At 51.0% G+C, this 20184-nt stretch carries 21 protein-coding genes and 2 pseudogenes; 8 read left to right on the forward strand and 15 right to left on the reverse strand.

What is annotated here, in order from left to right; all coding sequences use genetic code 11:
* The first annotated feature begins 17 nt into the window (after window positions 1-17).
* The gene (locus IPN92_06040) at window positions 18-323 is read left to right on the forward strand and encodes a hypothetical protein (GenBank protein MBK8637857.1); all 306 of its coding nucleotides are present in this window, start codon (window positions 18-20) and stop codon (window positions 321-323) included.
* Window positions 324-418: 95 nt separating this feature from the next.
* On the opposite strand, the gene IPN92_06045 is transcribed toward IPN92_06040, so the two are convergent.
* Window positions 419-1603, reverse strand: a complete 1185-nt coding sequence (locus IPN92_06045) for a Fic family protein (GenBank protein ID MBK8637858.1) — start codon at window positions 1601-1603, stop codon at window positions 419-421.
* A gap of 433 nt (window positions 1604-2036) precedes the next feature.
* On the opposite strand from IPN92_06045, the gene IPN92_06050 reads away from it, so the two are divergent.
* Both IPN92_06050 and IPN92_06055 read left to right on the forward strand, forming a co-directional pair.
* The gene (locus IPN92_06050; GenBank protein ID MBK8637859.1) at window positions 2037-2402 is read left to right on the forward strand and encodes a hypothetical protein; all 366 of its coding nucleotides are present in this window, start codon (window positions 2037-2039) and stop codon (window positions 2400-2402) included.
* 71 nt (window positions 2403-2473) lie between these two features.
* Window positions 2474-2770 carry a hypothetical protein gene (locus IPN92_06055; protein MBK8637860.1) on the forward strand — a complete coding sequence of 99 codons (297 nt, stop codon included), beginning with the start codon at window positions 2474-2476 and terminating at the stop codon, window positions 2768-2770.
* A 120-nt stretch (window positions 2771-2890) separates the two neighbouring features.
* Here IPN92_06055 and IPN92_06060 read toward each other — a convergent pair.
* Window positions 2891-3109: pseudogene (locus IPN92_06060) on the reverse strand (MerR family transcriptional regulator).
* Between the two features lie 240 nt (window positions 3110-3349).
* Between IPN92_06060 and IPN92_06065 the strand changes: the two are divergent.
* Entirely contained in the window at window positions 3350-4708 is a 1359-nt protein-coding gene (locus IPN92_06065) for an AAA family ATPase (protein ID MBK8637861.1), read from the forward strand.
* Window positions 4709-4719: 11 nt separating this feature from the next.
* A complete protein-coding gene (locus tag IPN92_06070) occupies window positions 4720-5337 on the forward strand; it encodes an RloB domain-containing protein (protein ID MBK8637862.1) in 618 nt (205 codons plus the stop codon).
* Between the two features lie 72 nt (window positions 5338-5409).
* Here IPN92_06070 and IPN92_06075 read toward each other — a convergent pair whose 3' ends face one another.
* Window positions 5410-6306, reverse strand: coding sequence for a c-type cytochrome (locus IPN92_06075; GenBank protein MBK8637863.1), 897 nt, complete (start codon window positions 6304-6306; stop codon window positions 5410-5412).
* Window positions 6307-6337: 31 nt separating this feature from the next.
* Window positions 6338-6662, reverse strand: a pseudogene (locus IPN92_06080) (helix-turn-helix domain-containing protein).
* A 355-nt stretch (window positions 6663-7017) separates the two neighbouring features.
* On the opposite strand from IPN92_06080, the gene IPN92_06085 reads away from it, so the two are divergent.
* The gene (locus tag IPN92_06085) at window positions 7018-8247 is read left to right on the forward strand and encodes an ATP-binding protein (protein ID MBK8637864.1); all 1230 of its coding nucleotides are present in this window, start codon (window positions 7018-7020) and stop codon (window positions 8245-8247) included.
* A 168-nt stretch (window positions 8248-8415) separates the two neighbouring features.
* Here the strand turns inward: IPN92_06085 and IPN92_06090 are convergent, their stop codons facing one another.
* From IPN92_06090 to IPN92_06125, 8 genes are all read right to left on the reverse strand, one after another.
* Window positions 8416-8910 carry a GNAT family N-acetyltransferase gene (locus tag IPN92_06090; protein MBK8637865.1) on the reverse strand — a complete coding sequence of 165 codons (495 nt, stop codon included), beginning with the start codon at window positions 8908-8910 and terminating at the stop codon, window positions 8416-8418.
* Window positions 8907-9185: a DUF1778 domain-containing protein gene (locus IPN92_06095; GenBank protein MBK8637866.1), complete on the reverse strand. Its 279-nt coding sequence runs from the start codon at window positions 9183-9185 to the stop codon at window positions 8907-8909. Before IPN92_06095 ends, IPN92_06090 begins: the two co-directional genes overlap by 4 nt.
* Window positions 9186-9424: 239 nt before the next feature.
* The gene (locus IPN92_06100; protein ID MBK8637867.1) at window positions 9425-9790 is read right to left on the reverse strand and encodes a hypothetical protein; all 366 of its coding nucleotides are present in this window, start codon (window positions 9788-9790) and stop codon (window positions 9425-9427) included.
* Window positions 9791-9890: 100 nt separating this feature from the next.
* Window positions 9891-12050, reverse strand: coding sequence for a DEAD/DEAH box helicase (locus IPN92_06105; GenBank protein MBK8637868.1), 2160 nt, complete (start codon window positions 12048-12050; stop codon window positions 9891-9893).
* Complete coding sequence (locus IPN92_06110; GenBank protein MBK8637869.1) at window positions 12047-13363, reverse strand: ATP-binding protein; 1317 nt, start codon at window positions 13361-13363, stop codon at window positions 12047-12049. Before IPN92_06110 ends, IPN92_06105 begins: the two co-directional genes overlap by 4 nt.
* Before the next feature lie 36 nt (window positions 13364-13399).
* The gene (locus IPN92_06115; GenBank protein MBK8637870.1) at window positions 13400-14737 is read right to left on the reverse strand and encodes a TerB N-terminal domain-containing protein; all 1338 of its coding nucleotides are present in this window, start codon (window positions 14735-14737) and stop codon (window positions 13400-13402) included.
* Window positions 14738-15111: 374 nt separating this feature from the next.
* Window positions 15112-15915, reverse strand: coding sequence for a hypothetical protein (locus tag IPN92_06120; protein MBK8637871.1), 804 nt, complete (start codon window positions 15913-15915; stop codon window positions 15112-15114).
* A gap of 10 nt (window positions 15916-15925) precedes the next feature.
* Entirely contained in the window at window positions 15926-16087 is a 162-nt protein-coding gene (locus IPN92_06125) for a hypothetical protein (protein MBK8637872.1), read from the reverse strand.
* 146 nt (window positions 16088-16233) lie between these two features.
* Between IPN92_06125 and IPN92_06130 the strand changes: the two genes are divergently transcribed.
* Together IPN92_06130 and IPN92_06135 are read left to right on the forward strand one after the other, a co-directional pair.
* A complete protein-coding gene (locus tag IPN92_06130; protein ID MBK8637873.1) occupies window positions 16234-16752 on the forward strand; it encodes a helix-turn-helix domain-containing protein in 519 nt (172 codons plus the stop codon).
* Window positions 16740-17264: a transposase gene (locus IPN92_06135; GenBank protein ID MBK8637874.1), complete on the forward strand. Its 525-nt coding sequence runs from the start codon at window positions 16740-16742 to the stop codon at window positions 17262-17264. The genes IPN92_06130 and IPN92_06135 overlap by 13 nt, the downstream gene beginning before the upstream one ends.
* Window positions 17265-17663: 399 nt before the next feature.
* On the opposite strand, the gene IPN92_06140 is transcribed toward IPN92_06135, so the two are convergent.
* The 3 genes from IPN92_06140 to IPN92_06150 form a co-directional block, all read right to left on the reverse strand.
* A complete protein-coding gene (locus tag IPN92_06140) occupies window positions 17664-18416 on the reverse strand; it encodes a hypothetical protein (GenBank protein ID MBK8637875.1) in 753 nt (250 codons plus the stop codon).
* A 236-nt stretch (window positions 18417-18652) separates the two neighbouring features.
* Window positions 18653-19075, reverse strand: a complete 423-nt coding sequence (locus IPN92_06145; protein ID MBK8637876.1) for a hypothetical protein — start codon at window positions 19073-19075, stop codon at window positions 18653-18655.
* Between the two features lie 192 nt (window positions 19076-19267).
* A complete protein-coding gene (locus IPN92_06150) occupies window positions 19268-19879 on the reverse strand; it encodes a hypothetical protein (GenBank protein MBK8637877.1) in 612 nt (203 codons plus the stop codon).
* Between the last annotated feature and the right edge of the window lie 305 nt (window positions 19880-20184).

Raw genomic sequence — 20184 nt, forward strand, 5'->3', positions numbered from 1 at the left:
CTGCCCGGATAAGTCGATTGCTTTTCAGTCAGATAGGCGCCGTCAGCCTCATGTTGTGGGTCACCAGCGCCCTGGCCGCTGATGTCAAACCGATCCCCAAGGCCGGGGCCTGCCCGCCAGGCTATTACTCCTCGGGCAATTACTGCGTGCCACGCCAATCGGCCAACCCCGTCATCGAGAAGCGTGGAGCCTGTCCACCCGGTTACTACTCGAATGGCAATTACTGTGTCGGGCGCGACAACGCCAAGGCGGTGGTGGAGAAACTCGGCGCCTGCCCGCCGGGTTACTACTCAAACGGTAACTACTGCGTAGAGCGCAAGTAACGGATCCCATCAGATGCGCTAATGGCCGAGGCCAGCCGTGCGGGTCAAGATGGCGAGTGAGTCACCCGCGGGGCGGTATTCGCGGTTCTTGAGTGCTAGGAGTGAACTGGCCTCAGCCGCCCGGCTTCATCAAGACGGAGCAGTCCCCGTTCCCGCAGGGCCCGTAAGTCGCGCTGTTTAGTCTTGTCGGCGAGCCGGGCATAGAGGGCGAGATACCAGGGTGAACGGCGCAGTTCGGCCAGGGTGGGGGGCCTGGTGGCTTCCCGCAGGTGGTCGAGGATGGCGTGTTGACGGGCATTGATGGCCTTGTCGCGGAGCAGACGGTCGATCTCGGCCAGCAACAGCCTGTCGCCCAGCAGGCGGTTAACCCGGTCATGGAGCCGGTTGATGGTGGCGAGCATCCCCTCCAGGTGGAAGCTGACAAAGGCGGTATTAGCCGCCGCTTCACCGCTCTCCTCCGCCTTACGGCACCGGTTGAAGAGGGTGAAATAAGGGTCGAGATGCTCGAAATAGAAGCGGGACAAGCCCAGGGGGCAATAATCAAAACCCGCCGCGAGCAACAGGCTGGCCTCGAGCACCCGCCCAACACGGCCGTTGCCATCCCAGAAGGGGTGGATGCGCTCCAGGTAAAGATGGACAAGGGGTGCCCGGATCAGGACCGGCACCTCCGCCTCGGCGAGACGTCCATGCCAGGCAAGGAGTTCGCCCATCAAGGCCAGGATATCCCCGCCATGCTGAGGCGGCTTGTAACGACCGCCGTGGGCGGCATCGCCGACATGAGTCAGGATGGTCTTGGGATTGTCGCGCCATTGACCGGGGCGGTTGTAAGAGTGAGTCAGTCCCTGGGTAATGGCGGCGTGGAGGGCGCGGACAAAATCAAGGTCTGGCCGCCAATCAGGGGTGGCGCTGGTGATCATCGCCAATTGATAGGCATCCTTGAGATTAAGGGCGCGCCGTTCTTCTTCCGCCACCCCGCTGTCCGACGTCAAGTCCAGAAGCCGGCGGGTCTCTTCCTCCGTCAGGGTTCCCCCTTCGATGGAGTTGGTACCAAAAATCCCGCCCGCCATCACCTCCGGGGCCAGGCGCTCGGCGACCTGGGCCAGGGGCGCGGACTGGAAGCGCGCCTGGGCATCCAGCACCCGCTGATAGGTCATCTCCAGGACTTGGGCATCCAGCCCCAATTGGAAGCGAAAGGGGCCAGCCCGCCGGGTTTCCACGCGGATATCCAGGCGGGTAGCGATCCCGGGCAGACTGGAAAGGGTCTTGATGTCCAACGCCATGTCCTTGGTAAATGCGAATATTAACTAATTAAAATAGATAGTTAATACCACCATTGGGAATTAATGTCCAGCAGCATGTCCACCTATGGTCAGGACCTGTTCGGCTGGCCCTCGCACTCCACCACCAGCGGCGTCGCGGTACTGTCGGTCCGTCGGCTTCCAGCCCCGTCACGCCACCCGTCGCAGGCTTATCACGGGCGACCTGTTTGAGGAAGCCGAAACGATTGCGGGAGAAGGCATCGATCTCAGACAACAGGCGCTAATCCATCTTTAGCAGTTTCGGCCGCCCACCCGCCCCCAAACCCCGGTTTTCCGCCGCGGCGGGGAGGCGGTCCAAGCCGCGTCAAGCTCTTAGCGTAAACCGGCTTTGTGTAGTGCCATAATTTTCTATGGCACTCTTGACCTACCCTGGCCGAGCGTCTCAGGTGTGGCCATGTTCATCCGCCGCACCACCATCAAGAGCCGGGAATCGGGCGAGCCCTATTACACCTATCGCCTGGTCGAGTCGGTACGCTCTGGGGCGGACGTGCGCCAGCACACGGTGCTCAATCTCGGGCGCAACTTCGCGGTGCCGCGCGCCCAATGGGCGCCGCTGGCCCAGCGCATCAAGGCGCTGCTGGGGGGCAGTTGGATCTGCTCGTCGATGGCTTGGATGTGCAGTGGGAGGCGCTGGCCCAGCAGGTTGCGGCGCGCATTGTCAGTCGCCGCGGCACGGTGGTTGCGAACAGGATATTGCGGCGCCGGAGGGCGACTACCAGCGGGTGGACCTGTCGCGGGTGGAGGTCATCCGCCCGCGTAGCGTCGGGGCCGAGCATGTGGCGCTGGAGGCGTTGCGCCGGCTGAGTCTGGATCGCAAGCTCGTGCGCCCGGGTGGATGGCCATCTGTTCATCTCGGTGTTGGCCTACCACCGGGTCCACAGCCTGCGCTTCCAGCTCAAGGCCCAGGGCATCCACCTGAGTTGGGAGAGCCTGCGCCATCAGTTCTCCGGCCAGGAGCGGGTCACCGTCGTGCTCCACCGTGACGACGGCCAGATCTACCACCTCCGCAAGGCCACCCGGCCCGAGCCCCACCAGCAAGTCCTCTACAACGCCCTGGGCCTGCCCCACCTGCCCGGCAAGACCGAGAAGACGTTCATCGACCCGCGTGCTGGGGTTTCTCAAATGTAGTGACCAACTCTGCTGCGAAAATTCTCTAACTTATTGAAAATGCGCGGCAGGCTGAGTTGGGGTGACAAAGATGGGATAGGCCGTGACCGGCTTGGGCTCCGCCAGCGCCGGTGGTTCGACCAGGGCCGCCGCCACACCGGCGTCATCCAAGGCCTCCAGTTGGGTGCGGATGGCGGCCAGGGGCAGATGGGCATCCTGCAAACACCGGATGAGCCTAAGCCGGTCGCGGTGGCCCACGCCATAGGTGGCCGCCGGTCCCCGCCCTGCGGGTGGCGGCAGCAGCCCCTCCGCCAGGTAGTAGCGGATGGTGCGGGCGTTGATGCCGGTCTCGCGGCTCATGGTGTTGATGTCGAGGGGTTCGTTCGTGGGTTTGATAATACATCGAACAGTGAAGCTGTAAAGTATGAGGGATAACAATCAGGCGGGTGGCCCCAACGTCCTGGATGTTATCGGGGATTGAGGAGGGCATCCGTGGCCGGCCGATCAAAGGCGGGACCAGTACCGTTATTTGGCAAATTTTTCGATTTTTTCACGAAAATAGACCATAATCTAACCAGATTCTTCCGCCAGAGCTCGATCATGCTGGTTCAATTTGCCGTTGAAAACTTCGCCTGCTTTGCCGACGAGGTGCTTTTCTCGATGGTGGCATCCGTGGCAACTGAGCATCCCGGCCACATCGTGCAAAGCGAAGCCGGGCGCCGACCACGGATCCTGCGCGTGGCGGCCCTCTATGGCCCCAATGCCCATGGCAAGAGCAGGCTGATCGAGGCGCTACACTTTGCCCAGTTATTCGTGGTGGAAGGTACCCGGCGCGGGGCGCCGATTCCGCGGGTGCCCTTCCGTCTCGATGCCGAACGTCTTCACCAGCCATCCAGGTTCGACTTCCTGATCGATTACCAGGGTAGCGAGTACAGCTATGGCTTTACCGTGGATGGGGAACAGGTCCAGGAGGAATGGCTCTTCGTCCGCACGACGGCCAAGGAAGTGAGGTACTTCGAACGGGTCACGGACATCGAAGGCAAGGTTAGGGTCGAGACGGGCCCGGCCTTGACCGGGCGCACCAAAAAACAAAAGGATTTTCTTGAGTTGGTCGCCCTGGGAACCCGGCCGAACCAGCTTTTCCTGACGGAAGCGGCTGACCGCAATGTCGAACGGCTGACACCTCTATACGATTGGTTCAAATCGGTGCTGACTATCGTCAAGGCCGAAAGCGTGCCTCAGCCGCTGGCGGTCAGAGCGCGGCGCGAACAGGACTTTGTGGCCTTTCTGGCCGATTTCCTGCGGCGGGCCGGGACTGGCATCAAGGACGTGGTCGCCGAGGAGGTGCCTCTGGATTTTGATCAGCATCTGCCAGGCGCCTCCGCCACCGTCAGGACGGAGATTGAAGTGGATGTCCAGGAGGGTGCCATTGTTGGCTTGCTGGGTCCCACGGGTGAATCCCTGACCTTTTATCGCAACGAGCAGGGTCAGCCCATGACGGCCCGTTTGAAAACGGTCCACGAAGGTAAGGATGGCGGACAAGTCCGTTTCGATTTCGAGGACGAATCATCCGGCACGCGCAGGCTCATGGAGATCCTGCCAATTCTGGCGGATGTGGGGACGCGGGAAAGGGTTTATGTCGTCGATGAACTGGATCGTAAACTGCATCCCCATCTGTCGCGGTTCTTTGTTTCCTCCTTCCTCGATCGCTGCGGTCAGGATCAGCGGAGTCAGCTCGTGTTCACCACCCATGACACTCACCTGATGGATCTGGACCTGTTGCGCCGGGATGAAATCTGGTTTTTCGAGAAGGATGCCTTTGGTGCTTCCACCCTTTATTCGATGAACGCCCTGAATGTGCGCCGGGATTTGAAGCTGGAAAAAAGTTATCTTCAGGGCCGTTTCGGTGGTATCCCGCTGATCCGGGTTACGGAACTCACGGCGGCGAAACCCTGTTGACGGCCTGAGTCATGATCCGGACATCGCGAAAATCCCGCCCCCTGGACCGCAGCCTGGAATATCGGCGGGATACGCGACTGGTCATCATTGCCGCGGAAGGACGTAAGACCGAACAGCAATACTTCGCCCTCTTCCGCAGCACCCGGGTCCAGATCAAGGTCTTGGCCACCGGGGAGGATAACCGCTCGGCGCCTGAGCAGGTGCTTGCGCGCCTGAGACAATTCAGGGACGAGTACGACCTGGATAAGGACGATTCCCTCTGGCTGATGCTGGATGTCGACCGATGGGGTAGCAAGAAACTCAGTGCGATGGCCCGAGAGGCGAGAACGGCGCGTTTCAGCCTCGCGGTCAGCAACCCCTGCTTCGAGGTCTGGTTGCTGTTCCATGTCAGCGAGCGGATTCCGGATACCGATAAGTGCGCTGATATAGAAATGGTGCTGCGCGCCGGGCTTGGCGGGTCATACAACAAGACTAACCTTGATGCTGGCCGCTTTCAGCCCTTGGTCCTGCAGGCCACCTCACGTGCCCAGGCGGCGGACCCCGCGCCACGTGGCCGCTGGCCTACCCGCCCCGGCAGTCATGTCTATCGCATCATCCGCCATCTTCCCCCTGATTGCCTGCCGGGCTGAGGCGGCTGCAACACCCGCGGTCACAAGGGGGTAAGTGACGGCGGGGCCACACTGGGCCCCGCCGGACCCGGTTCAGAGTCCCTTCAGACGATTGATTTCCGCATTGCGCCAGGCGGTGATGGGTGCCCAGGGACCGTACAGGATGTCCTGGTCGGTGAAGGGTTCGCCGGGGTAACCATAGCCCACGAGCCAGGCGGCGGGCTTGCGCAGGGCACCGGGGATGCCGTCACTCTCCGTGTGACAAAACATCTGGTTGGCCATGCCGCTGGGCCGTGGCTGATCGTTGATATAGACCGCGATGTCCAGCGACTGCTGGGCCGTCAGGGTCAGGGCGTCGCCCAAGGGCATGTGTTGCTTGATGTAGCCGGCGAGGTTCTGGCTGTTGTAGAAGGCCGCGCCGCGGGAGTAGCCGTCCTTGCCCCACAGAGCCGGAACGCGTGGGCGGCCCTCGCCGCGGCGGTACTCGCCGCGCCCTGGGCCGTCCTTGCTGTGGCAACTGCCGCACTCGGCGTTGTAGCGGCTGCGCCCGGCAACGGGATTTCCGGTCATGTTGGCGACGTTGGGATCAACCACCGGCAGGCCGTTCCCCGGCAGATTGACCCAGCCCGGGCCCTGCATATTTGGGTTGGTCACGCCGTCCGCCAGCCACTGGATATAGGCCACCATGTCACGCATCACCACATCGGTCTTGCTGGGCGCCTGGGCGGCGTTCATGCAGTTGCGGAAGCAGTCGATGATCGAATCTTCCAGGTCGCGGTTGTAGTTCAGGGGACGAAAGTAAGGCAGCCCGGCGTACTTGTCCGGGGACTGGTACATGAGGGTACCGAAGGGCACATGGCCGCCCGTGAAGTGACAGCTCGAACAGGCGATGGTGGTGGTGGAATAGGGGGTACCGTTCGGGTACTTCTTGGTGCCGTCCGGGCCCAGGGTCTTGCTGGTGTGATGGATGTATTCGTAGCCGCGCTTCACGTCGGCCGGGGCGGTATCGATCTTGCGGCAATCAAACCTCCAGGCTGGAACGGCCCAGGCGGACCAGACCCGCCGCCTCCAAGCGCTTGAGGTGTCGCGAGACCACTTCGCGGGCACTCCCCAGTTCGACAGCGATCTCCTGATGGGTGGCGGAGACAGACCTAGCTCCGGCCTGACTCAGGAGCCAGGATGCAGCATGTGGTCAGGACGCGATAGAGGACCGCCTCACGGCCACCCTCCCCGATGATCTGCACCCGCACCTGGCCGGCGAGGAGCAGGACATAGTTCAGACAGGGCGAACCAGCCCGGAAGACCGGCTGGTCCGGGGGCAGGGTCAGTTGGTGGGCAGTCTCCATGATCGCCCCTGTCTGGGCATCGCCCCCGGCCAGGGTGGGGAAGAGGTCGCGCCAGGCGACACCGACCGGGGTCACGGCAGAACCCGCCTGGCAGGCACCCAGGGCTGATTTGGGGCTCGTCTCCAGGCACTGGGGACCCCGACAGGTCGGGGCAAACGGAGGGGTTGGGACATGGGGGACCTCGCGGCTGTGGATGGGGGCGAATGGGACCTGCCCTAATATTATCCACCTGGGGAAGTATTCGGTTAGTCGGGAAGAGGGCATGCCCCGGCCTCAAAGGGCAAAACTAATTCAATGGGTGATGATGTCCGTCAAAATCTTGCAAATTGGTGATGCCATCACTAATCTGCAAGGTATGTTTCATCCTCGTCTCCAAACCGACCGCCTACGGCAACTGGCCGGTAACTTTCCAGTCGTCGTGGTGACCGGCGCGCGGCAGGTCGGCAAGACCACCCTGCTGCGGCACGTCTTTCCCGACCATGACTATGTGGTCTTCGATGCCAGCCTGGATCTGGAGGACGCGCGTCGGGAACCCGACCTCTTTCTGCTCAACCATCCGCCGCCGGTGATCCTGGACGAGGTGCAGTTCGCGCCGGAGGTGGTGGCGGCCGTCAAACGCCGGGTGGACCGGAACCCCGAACGGGCTGGCCAATACCTCATGACCGGCTCGCAACAATGGCAGGTCATCCGCACCCTGGCCGAGAGCCTGGCGGGGCGCGCGGCCTTCCTGGATCTCTATGGCTTTTCGCTCCAGGAAATCAGCGATGAGCCCCAGGGTTGGTTGCCGCGCTGGTTGGCTACGCCGGATGACTTTCTGACCTGGGCCCGCCAGGGCCGCCGCTATGCCGGCCCCCTAACGGAATGGCTGTGGCGGGGCAGCCTGCCGCGAGCGGTCGCCATCGAGACGGCGGTCATCCCGGATTTCTGGAGCGGCTACCACCGCACCTATGTGGAACGGGATGCCCGCTTGCTGGCCGAGGTCGAAGACTGGCAGGATTTCGGCCGCTTTGCGCGCCTGATGAGTGCGCTCACCGCCCAGGAGATCAATTACAGCCAGTTGGGCCGGGAGATCGGCATCACCCCGCAAACCGCCCGGCGCTGGCTGAAGATCCTGGAGGGCACCTTCCAGTGGCTGGCCCTGCCGGCTTTCTCCGGCAATCCGACCAAACGGGTCTCCTCCCGCCCCAAGGGCTATTTGGCCGACACGGGTCTGGCCTGCCATTACGCCCAGCTCTCCTCACCCCAGGCCCTGACGGGCCATCCCCTCTTCGGTCATCTGTTCGAGACCGCCATGGCGGGCGAAATCCTCAAGCAAGCCGGGGCCTTGCCCACGCGACCGGCCTGCCATCACTGGCGATCGGCCGGCGGCGCCGAGGTGGATCTGCTCCTGGAGCGTGATGGCATCCTCTACCCCTTCGAGATCAAGCTGACCGCGGCGCCCACCCGCCGCATGGCCTCCGGCATCGAGGCCTTCCGGCAGGCCCATCCCCATTTGCCGGTGGCCCAGGGCGCCTTGCTGTGCGCCGTCGAACAGCCGCGCTGGGTCAGCGAGACCGTCCTGGCATGGCCGTGGAATCTGGTGTGAGGGCGGTCCCGCGTCCCTGGCGATGGGTATTGCGATAACTCGATATAGACCAGCAGGCGCATTGCCCTGCAGGGTAAGCGCGGCCCTGGAACTGGATGAAGATGTTGAGGATCGTCGCTGCGCTGGTGTAGGTCGGCGGCGACATAGGGTGTTCTTGGCATCGGCCCTTCAGGACACGAGGGTATTTAAGCGCAGCATGAGTGTCAGGGGATGTAAGGGCGAGGCTTGAAAACCGTAATGCTCATAAAAACCCTTGGCATTCTGGTCAAGGGCGTGAACGAGTAAGGCTCTGACCCCGGCGTTATGCGAAACGATCACAGCCCGATTGACGGCGTCCCGCAGCAAGGCCGCGCCCAGCTTGATTCCCTGAGCGTGAAGGCCGACAGCCAGTCGCGCCAGAATCAGCACGGGTACGGGATCGGGCATGTTGCGGCGCACGGCAGAGGTTGCTATCGGATGGGTGACCGCGCCCGCGGCTATGGCGTAGTAGGCGTAGACGCGATGGTTACCGTCCGCCACGATAAAGCTTCTGCTGGCGCCGCTGGCCTGATTGGCCAATGCCCGACGTTTCAGCCATTCGTCCAGACTGGCTTCGCCACAGCTAAATTCACTCAGGAGATGGGTGGCACTTATCGGCTCGGGTGCACTGAGTCGCAGGCTCATGCCGGTTCGTCTTGATCATCCCATGGCGCCGGGACGGCCATGAGGCGTTCTAGTCCCGGGTTGGCACGCGGTGGCGCGTCGAGGAGTGCGGTGAATTGCCTGAACCGACCATCATCCAGTTGAAAAAACACCTGATCCAGTACGACTGCTTGCGCTTTGTCGCAAGCGGCTTCCAGCATAAAGTCCGAGCGGTTCTTGCCCAGCAGGCTGGCGGCGTGATCGATCAGGTCCCGCTGCTCGGGTAGTGCCCTGAGGTTGATGGCTGCATCACGCATGTCAGGAATCCTCGTTGTGCATATACAATAGATATACGCATCTTAGCGGGCTCCTCTGTGGTTGGCAAGGCGTGAAGGGCCCATGATGGTCTGCGTTCTTGGGGTCCACCTCACAGGTGGCCACTTTGATGATCCGGAGGTTGTCGGTGGGTGGTGCTATGTCGTTCATGTAATGGCTCACGGTTAAATCAAGGAATGATAGGTTTGCCTATCAGATAAGATGCTGAAATTGGCGCAGTTCAGGGGTCTAAATAGAATTCAATAGTCTCCCGCAGTTCGTCAGTGATCCAAGGTTCGTCGGGAATGACCAGGACAAAGCCTTTTTCATTGTCCGCCAGGTAAATGGCTTGCCAGAAACCATCCCGATAGGTGATCCCTTCCCATTCGACATCGGCCAGTTGCCAATCCGGCCAGATTTCCGTGAGCACGCGATGGACATCTGACTCTTCGATCAAGGCAATCCAGCCATCATCCTCGGGGGCATAAGCGCGACCCGGGGGCTGGTAATCGACGATCAATCTTGCAACCAGGTCCTGGATGAGGGGATAGGCGGGATGGGTAGCGGGGAGTTGCTTGAGGTCAGCGGTGGATTTGAATTGCAGCATGGGCATTTTCTCCGGGCATAAAAAAACCCGCCGAAGCGGGTTATGAGGGGGTTGGGGGTGTATTTATAAAGAATCTTTTGGGGGATGCTTTAGGGGATAATTAAAGGGCGTGATTAATGGGTATAGAATCGGGTATTTTCAATTGTAAAATTTTCTTTTTAAACTCTTGCTGTAACAAATATTCAGGGACAAACCCACTATACTTACCAAAAATATATGATAAATCGTGTTCATCAATTGCCACATTTTCAAAATCGAATTTTTCAGTAGTCGCATTTAAGAAAAGCTCTTCAATCTTAGCAATCCCTACCCTGGTATGAGGTATTTCAATTCCCCAATCATGAATTGTATTTTTTATTAAGTGGGCTTTAAAAAAATACGACAACCTAATCAAATCTCTAGTTCCAAGCCATGGAAATATATTAAACGAAAACTCTGATGCCTGGTGGATGACTTTATCTAATACCCCAATATCTCGCAACTTACATCTCATTTTCTCTATATTTTTTTGCCCTGATTCCGATACAAATTTATATGCTTCATCTGATTCTAGTATTCGCTTCATTTCTCTTACAATTTCCGTATCCACCATTATGGTAATTTGTTTCTGCCAAGGGCTTTTTGCCTGTGTTGCGCCGCCTTCTACAAACAATGTTTTAGAATCATTGTTAATGTCTATAACCTTCCATGTTTTTCCGGATAATATAAGAAATTCTCCAATAGGCACAATGTCATCTACGGTTCCAAGTGTCGTTGAGTCGATTTTTACAGTGTATTCTTCAGATGTAACAAAAACAGCTAAAAAAGAGTAATGATTAATCATCCTCTCAACTTTGACACCAATCATTAATTTTCCTTCTTCCGTGTACTCAATATGTCCAATATTTATCAAGTGATTCAGTAATATTTTGTAGTCATTCTGGTCTATTGATTTAAATACTGCCAGTGTTAAGATATACTGCGCCATTTCCTTCGGTAGCGCTTCAATTTTTCGCTTCAAATAGCACATTGTTTGATGATATAACAAACTGTAGTTAACTCGCTGTATATCGATTGGCTCAACCCATTTATTTTTAACATACAAATGAATTATTGCTATACTTTTTATCAAATCCCAATCGTATTGTTTATCAAATCTACTACTATCTGCTTCGAACATATGTAGAAATATCATTTCGCTCGGATTGCCTCTACGCCCTGTTCTACCCAACCTCTGAGCGAAGCTCGATACTGTCATGGGAGATTGAACTTGAACCGTCCTATCCAGAGTTCCAATATCAATCCCAAGTTCCAAGGTAAGGGTTGCACCAACAACAATTGGAAGTTCTGAGTTCTTCATTAGTTGTTCTGCATATTTCCTCAGTTGTGCGGATAAGCCTCCGTGATGAGTATAATAAATATCTGCTGTTTTGTTCTTGGTAGCCATCTTTTTCAGATATAGAATATTTTTCTCAACATCGTTTCTGCTCTGAGCATAAATAATTGTCCGTCTGTTCAGCGTTATGTCATACAAGCATTTGTAATAATTAAAAGCAATTTCATTATGATTATTTTCTGTTTTTTCAAAATGATTCATACCAATTACTATCCTTCGCCTCCCTTCTGAGGAAATCGGTGCAATCGATTTTCTGTAAGAACCCGTATTGAGCCATTCTTCTGCGGATTTCAAATCTCCTAAAGTAGCAGATAGACCTACTCTTCTTGGCACGCACCCGATCATTCTTTGTATTTGTTCAAGCACTGCCAGAAGTTGTAAACCACGGTCATTACTCATAAAATAGTGTATTTCATCAATGATTATGAACTTCAATGATTTAAAAAGCATAAATATATTACCTGGCTGATTAATAAGCATTCCTTGCAAAGATTCAGGTGTAGTTTGCAACAACCCATCAGGATTATTGAGTAATTTCTTTTTTTTGGATGTGCTAACATCGCCATGCCACTTATAGACTGGAATATCAGCCTCTAAGAGCAATTTATCTAGCCTCTCAAATTGGTCATTGATCAGTGCCTTTAGCGGAGAAATGTATAACACATCGACTGATTTTGTTTTCGGGGAGTTATGAACAACTGATAATATTGGCAAGAAGGCAGCCTCTGTTTTGCCCGATGCCGTTCCTGAAGATAAAAGCAAATTTGCATCCGTATCAAAAATAACCTCACATGCTTTAACCTGTATGTCTCGCAATTCATCCCAATTATTCCGATAAATATATTCTTGGATAAATTCTGCTAGTCGATCAAAGACTCCGCTCATAGCTTAAATTCCTCATAGGTTTCATGAATAACTTCCTCGGTAACTTCATTTGTAGAGAATACGAAATCAGGCTTCCCGATAATATCAGCAATGCTAGTATCAGGAATTTGCATTGTTATATTAAGTACCTCAATATAATCTCGAATTATCTCACGAGGTGTTACTTTTGACTGGGCTCCAACCCTGCTTAATTCGCACTTGATAAAGTAAATCCTATCATCTTGCGTGATTCTTGATTCATATCCAAGATATGCTTCATGGATTTCTTTTAATTTCTCTGTAAGTACTACAAGTTCTTCTGGGGTAAGTGCGGCTAGATTTATTATTGGGGAAAGAAAATCTTTATATCCTTCGACTACATACTTTCCTGACACTAACCGTGACTGGAGCGCTTCATAACTATATACCCCACGTCTACTATCAGTGATGCTCTGCGGCGTTCCACCAAGAATAAATCCAATGTATTTTGCTTTGCCCTGCATCGTATCATTGAATATTGTTAGAAGCTTTTCATAATTATTGTTTCTTGAGACTGCGTGTGAGATTTTATATAGATTAACCGTCTCATCAATCATTACCATGAGACCTCCAAATCCAGCTTTAACAATAAAAAGCGCCATGACCTTTAAATAATCATACCACGAAGAGTCATCAATAATTACGCGAACACCTAACTCCTCACGAGCTTCTGTCTTCGTTGTATATTCACCCCTCAACCATTTAACCACTAGCTGCATTTTATATTCATCTCCATCGTTGTAGGCTTTCCAATATGTCCTAATATTCTGCCCAAATTCAAACCCATGGACAAGTTCGTCAATTTCTTGGATGGTCTCTGTTATTTTATATTCAACCTTCTTATTGAAAAGGGGATCGCATTCCTCCAACCCCGATTCTCGGAATACTTCCATTTTTATTTTAGATATCCATTTTTCAATAACAAGTTGAAGTGCGCCACCTTCGGATTTTGTTTTTGTCGACATATTACGAATCAGTTCCTTGTATGTTGCAACACCCTGACCTCCAGTTCCAGCTAATCTTCTTTCCGGGGACATGTCCGCGTCTACAATGACAAACCCTTTGTCCATCGCATAATTTTTCATAATTTGCAGCATAAAACTTTTTCCACTTCCGTAGTTTCCAACAATAAATCTAAAAGAGGCTCCACCTTCTTTCACAGTCTCAATGTCATCTAGCAGTGCATTGATTTCAGCACTTCTACCTACTAAGACATTTTCAAGACCTATTCGAGGAACAACTCCCGCTTTTAGAGAATCTATGAGAGCTTTAGCAATTCTTTTTGGTACTTTCAATTTTTTTCTCCTTCTTGTTTGGAATATATCAGTACATTAATTTAATTTTTTGTCTATATTAGTAATATATTCCTCATATATTAATAATTCTGTTCCATTTCCTTTGATGATTGTATCTCCGATTGTTTCAATTGCTAGGTTGTTGATCTTCTCAATTTCTTCTTCAACCATTAAGTGGTTTCCAACAGCATACCCTGAAATATCTTTATACGATGATTGGCCTGCAATAAGAGAAAGCATCTTTTTCCCATGGGCATCTAAACTATTAAAGAATATTGTCCATTCATCTTTTTCCTTTTCCTTGTCATTCGTGTATACGTCATGATTTATGATCAATTCTTTTTTTGGTTCTTTTTTATATTCATTTAATAAATCCTTAGAAATCAATTTCTCAGCTATTAAATCTGTTTTATCCCGAATTTCAGAAAGACTGCTAATGTTAATCTCAACAATTCTTGGCGTTAGCATCACTTCGCTTTCATTCACCAAAGAATTAATATTTCTTGGTGAAGAATACTTCTTCTTTGCTGGAATTATTTTCGGCAAAAAAGAGATTTTATTTTTAATAACATCTCTTTTTAATTCTCTTTTAATGAATGCCGCATCCTTTTTCTTTAAGTGGTATAAAGGCCTGTTCATCAATTTCTGCGGGATTTCAAATATCTCGTCTAGCGCAATTTCGATTGTTCTAGCAAGTTCAATAATGTACTGATAATTTAAATAATTGACCGACTTTTCTACTAATGAGTATTTAGATCTGTAAGGCTCAAAGACTGCTGAAACAAATGAGTATTTTGTACAGATTCCAAATAAATTATACGAAATGAAATCATTAGTCTCCAGGATATTTTGAAGTAAATTTGTTATCAATCTTTCTAGCGTCGTTCCATCTACATTTCGGCTAAAAGCACCTCCTTTATAATTGTATCCTTTTCGAGCAATAATGTCATTTATCACCGAATAATCCCTCATGCTTAAAGCTTTTACTAACTTATCTGCATCACTTTCAATATGTGACTTCAACATTGGATGCTCAAGATAATTTATCGGTAAATTGTAGTACTCAACAAAGTCAATCATCCATCTTGCTAAGCTCTCACTGATTCCTGGCGCAAATATAACTGCATTTTCCCAAAGAAATACCAGCTTCGAAAATCCAATTTCAGCGCTACCAACTCCCACTAAATGTAGCAATTCGTATATGTAAACGTGAACGTATGAAATGCTGATTGGTTCAACAATTTTATTTCTAACTTTCGTTCTCCATATAAAGTAAGATTTCATTTGATCCATGTTCATGTGATTATATCTGGGTAATATCTGGTCAAATGGTGCGTACCGTTCAATATTTGAATTATCATTAAATGACTCCATTTTTCTTGCGGTTGTATGGAAGCTATCAATATTACGAAGGCAATATCGATGAAATTCCTCATACCTTAATTATTTTCTAGTTTCGTCTTGCACAATTATTTTTTCAGATTTTGAATTTGCAACATTATCTTTCATTTCGAATTCAAACAAGCTCATCACATTCTTCTCCTATTTAAATTATTAATGAAGTTCCCTGGGGAGTCGCACATTTACCACTACCATATGGATTAGATCCGTCTAGCCGGGTCGTAAAAGCCTGGACTTCCGTTTGCGCCAATCCCACGGCGGTATGGCATCAGAAACCGTCCATAGCCCAATTTGGTAGTGCCCCAATGCATAGAACGCATTTACCCAACAGGCTGATAATAAGGAGTTCAGCTAGCCGCTATCCTACCGATTGGGGCACTGCCCGAAAACACTTCTTCAATTGGCGTTAAATGCAATCTTGACCATTCAACCCGTCCAGAGAGCTGATATTGCTCCATAAGATCTACAACCAAAGTATGGAACCAGTTATCTGCTTTAGGTGAGACAAAGATTCTAAGGATTAATTTATTGGGTTCTATAGAAATGTCAAAGCCTTTGCCAAGTTTAGCATCAAGTGCCTCCTTTCCCCCGAGTTGATGGTGATGACTATAAATGATTCTAACCTCTTCTTCGTATCTGAAGGCTACATTTTTCTTTTTTAGGGGGTTCCTGGCATTCTTTAGCAGTTCTGTTGCCAAATTGTTATCAATAGCATGATGGTCAATATACTCCACTGCTACGATTTCTTCTTCCAGGATACAAAGAATGTCACCTTCAGCCTTTAATTGATTTTTCAATATTCCGACTGATGTCATTATTGCCACTGAGTTTTTTCCACCATACACCTCCCAATGCGCCATGCTTTCATGTTGGAATTTTGTCCAACAACTGATATAGGCGCTTTCCCTGATTACCTGTGTTCTCTCGCAAATTCCTTTGTTACTCAATTCTCCATTGGTCCCAACGGAAACTGCTTTGCTAATTTCATATATTTGCTTCGTATAATAACCTTCAAGTTTATCATCAAGGCAATCGGCTCTTGGAAAATATAGTTTTTTGTTATGAACTAACCGTAAGAATTTCTCAAACCCCATGTATCTGAGCAATTCGTCATCGTCAGCCAGTTCAGTCACTACGGTTTCTGTAATCATGTCGGTGTCATTACCCTATCAGTCTCCGCTCCCTAACATGACCGTCCGGGAGCTTGTAATAAACGGTCAGGGCCTGGTCGCCCACGGGTTCCGTGGTGACAATGCGCACCACCTGGCCCGGTTCCAATCCCACCAGGGCGGCGTTCTTTTTGATGTCTTCCAGTTTCAGCATGATCCGTTACCGCAGTTTATCCCTATTCTGCACACAGTAGGCCCCGTACCGATAGTAACCGGGCGGACAGACGCTACCTGCGCGGCTGATAAGTCGTTGACATAAAGTTATTGTCATCAGTGACGGCTGGCCGCGTTTGCGTTAAGTTGTCGGTCCGTACCGTCATCGAGAGTCGTGAAGTGCCGCTGCGCGTAATGTTGGCCCTGAGTGCTGCAGACAAGGACGCGTTGCTGCAGACCGAGAAGAAGAACCCTGACTGGCGCGTCCGCGAGCGTGCCTGGAGTGTGTTGCTGCTGGCGCAAGGCAAGACCTGTGCGCAGGTCGCCGAGTTGCAGGAATTGACCATGCGGACCGTGAGCAACACACGAAAAAGATGGCTTGCAGCGGGGTTGGGCGGGTTGGCGGATCTGCCTCGTAGTGGCGCACCTGCGAAGGTGTCGCCGTCGGAGATCGAGCGCTTGGCCCAGTGGGTGCGGGAGGAACCCCTGTCGCTGACCGAGCTCAAGGCGCGTCATGAAGAAGCGGGCGGCGCAGTGGTGCATCTGAACACCTTGAAGGCGGTCCTCAAGGCCGGCGGGTTCGTTTGGAAACGGACCCGGCATAGTCTTAAAAAAAACGAGACGACGCGGCATTTGAACAAGCAAAACAAAAGATTGTCGACCTGAGAACACGTGCCCAGGCTGGGGAGATCGAATTGGCGTACCTGGACGAAGCCGGATTCGCGCAGATCCATCCGAACCGTAGCGCGTGGACGCCGATCGGCGAGCAGCACTGCATCGAGGCCACACGCGGCAAGCGCCTCAACGTGGTCGCCGCACGGCTGTCGAGCGGAAAGGTCTTCAGTGCCAAGTTGTGGTGTGCGTTCAAGGCGCCCTTGTGTGCAGGGTTCGTCGCGCTCCTCACTGCGCAGGTCACCAAGCCCCTGACGATCATTCTGGACAATGCCTCGGTCCACAAAGCCCGTGCGATCGAGCCGCTGATGCAGGTGCTCCGCCGCCGGAGCGTGACCCTGTACTTCCTGCCGCCGTACTGCCCGGAGCTGAACCGCATCGAGAAGCTCTGGCATCTGGTCAAGCACTCTTGGATGCCTGCCAAGCACCGCGACGCTCCGACGCTGGAGCGTGACGTGGGCGAGATCCTCGACAATGTCGGCACGCGGTACCACATGGCTTTCTAGTGATAAAGACTTTGTGTGAACGACTTAGCAGGCTCCTTAGCGCCTGCCCCTGGCTGGCAGTACTCCCCGTTTCGGTAGTAACCGGGAGGGCAGGTACTCCCTCGGCGGACGATGGGCGCATTGGAGCCATCAGACCGGACAGCGTGGTAGTTATGTTGGCCAATCTGGTGGTCATGCTGATCCGCTTGAGCGGGGAGATAGAGAACGCAGAGCAAAAAGGCGAACAGCGTTTTCATTAGATATTGTTCCTTTTCACAATACCCTAATCCTATAGTTGGGTTAGTGCCTCAATCGATAAGATGGCGGTTGGTTTAAGCCCTATCTATCAGCCTGTTAAGAAAGATTCACCCTGTGCATTGGGGCACCACCCTGAATCAATTATTACTCCTTTTAATTCTCTTAGAATCCTTTGGCAGCCATACAATATTGGTGTAAATCTCTTTTACGACTTCTTCGGTCTAAATCTTTTCCTAATGCATCCACAAACCTTTCCCCAAAACTTCGAAAATTCCGTTGCGTATTATCTATTGGCACAGCTACTTCAACCTCATAATCACATTGCGCTTTTGCCTGAGCATACTGTAATTGAGGTTCTGATGCTTTAGGGCTAACGGTTTCAGCCTTTGATTGTGATGTTCCAGTATTAACCGTTTGAGTCTTTGGTGATTGTGATTTCTCCCCTCTTTTCCCGTATAGGTTGCGAACATTATTTTTCGCCCATTTCATATCCTGTGGTTTTGCAAAGCGCTCAAAATCATCAAGTTGTTCATAGATGAATTTATTTCCGTATCCGTCAGTTTTTTTATTTTTAAGGTTAGAAGCATTAAAATAGTTTTTTCCGGCATCATATATCTTGTTATTATTTTTTAAATATTCTTTCGTTTTGGGTTCCATTCCCGGTGGAGTTCGAGTAATCATATACCACGCTTGGTAAAATTCTCCTTTAGCAGCATAACTATCAGCCTCTTCCCAAATAGTTATAGTAGCACCACCAACTTTACTTCCATCACTGTTATTTGTGGGAATACTCCCAGACCCCAAAATAGATATCACACCTGTGAAAAGTACTGCCGCCAGTAAAATGAATCTTTTACTATTGTCAGCTACAAATAAGTATCCAGATTCCTGCGCTTTCATAATTACTTTAGACATACCTGTATAAAAAAATCATGGTTATGGGGGCAATCCCAATACTAAGGTAGAGTAGGAGATTGCCCATTTTTTTTCAAATTATCGGGAACGGATATTATGTTTTCATGAATTGAGTCTAAATTCCGTGTTTCTTGCCTGGATGTCCGATTGGGTGACTGCAATTTAATAGGGAAATTTAGGAAATAATCATTGAGCCTGCCCCCTGTTACCTATTTATTTCGACGCTTTCTGTAGTATTAAAAATTAAATCCTTTACTTAAACACATTTCTCTTACATCATAATTTTCAAGGCGTGTTCCTCCTAGCTGGATAGGTGAAAATTCTGATTTTACTTTTTTCCCTGAACCTGATTGATATAATTCTCCCACATATGGCTTATCTCCAGTATAACCCCCGAAAGTATTTTTTGCATTAACGTAACCGCAAACAATGATTCTATTCGAGTTTGCCTTTCTAGCTTGCATAGATCCAAATAGGGGGCTAGTAGGATCTAGCAGTTTTTCAGAAACACCTTTTTTGATTGCAGCGACATCAGCCTCGCTCAATGTGAAAGGCGTAGTAGCTTCTACTACATTTACAGGTTCTGTCGCACTACCCAAAATGGCTAATAAGCCAACGGCAAAGAAAGCGAAAGTTAAAAAGATTCGCGAGTAATTCATTTAAGTCTCCGCAGCACATGCTAAATCAGCCGAATTGGCGATTTCAGTCATTGGCTTGTCGTCATATGGCATTGGCATAATGATTTTACCTAGTTTGGCCAGCATTAGTTTCTGGGTCCAGACGTGGATAGAAACTTGAAAAATAGTCGTTAAGAAAAATCTCTGCAATCTGTGCTATCCAGATCTGGCGCACTACCCATTATTGATTGACTCTCCATTATGGACGCACAAATTGCACATCAAATAATAAGCGAAAAAGCTTCCCAGTATAATTGAAGCTATATCAAGCCAATCAAATGTTCCACTGGAAATGTAGGCACAAAGAAAGTCGCCCAGTATATGTTTTCCAAGGATAAATGAGCAGTCTTTGATTGTTTGCAATATCTCAAAGAAAATATCAATCACAGCCCAGACGATTGAAGCTAAGACGATATTTTTTCTGTTAGTTCCGAGCGCGAGAGCCGTAAAAATCGAGAATGCGAATGCGTGAACTGCGGTAGGTATTGATCCAGTGTAAACATTCATAAAAAATGTTATATTATCGGCTTGATTTATAGAGATAAAAGGTATATCCAGAAAGTTATTTAAATATAAAATTCTCGGATCGCGTACGAATAGGTAAACAGCAATCCCAATGACCAAACCAATGAAGCCATAGGTAAATGCTTTAAGCTTGCTATTTATATCGCGCCCCCAAATATTTCTAAATTTAAAAAACAACCACCCCATTACATGTAGTAATGCGCCTTTCTGATTCACCGGTTGCCTCATTTGGCTTTTTTCTGAATACGCGCTATCAGGCATGGGGTGCCTGGTTGCGTGAGTTATGCGGCCTCAATTGCTTAGCAAGTTGTTAGGGGGTAATCGCGGCTTTTTGTTGTTCCGCCTGCTGTTATTTCTGAAGCGCCTCACGTTGGGTTCTGGCGGCATTTATCACTGTGCTAGTCATCGTTGGTGATCGTTCCCCGCCCCTGGGCATCAAACAAGGTGGCGCCCGTTGGAACACTGAGATTGACGAAGAACGTTTCGTTGGCTTCCTTCGCGACATCACCTTTGAACTGATACTGACCGGCTTGCTCGTCTGGCCGGGGCTAAAGGTGATCAGTTGC

Source organism: Chromatiaceae bacterium (assembly GCA_016714645.1).
In the GTDB taxonomy this organism is placed as follows: domain Bacteria; phylum Pseudomonadota; class Gammaproteobacteria; order Chromatiales; family Chromatiaceae; genus M0108.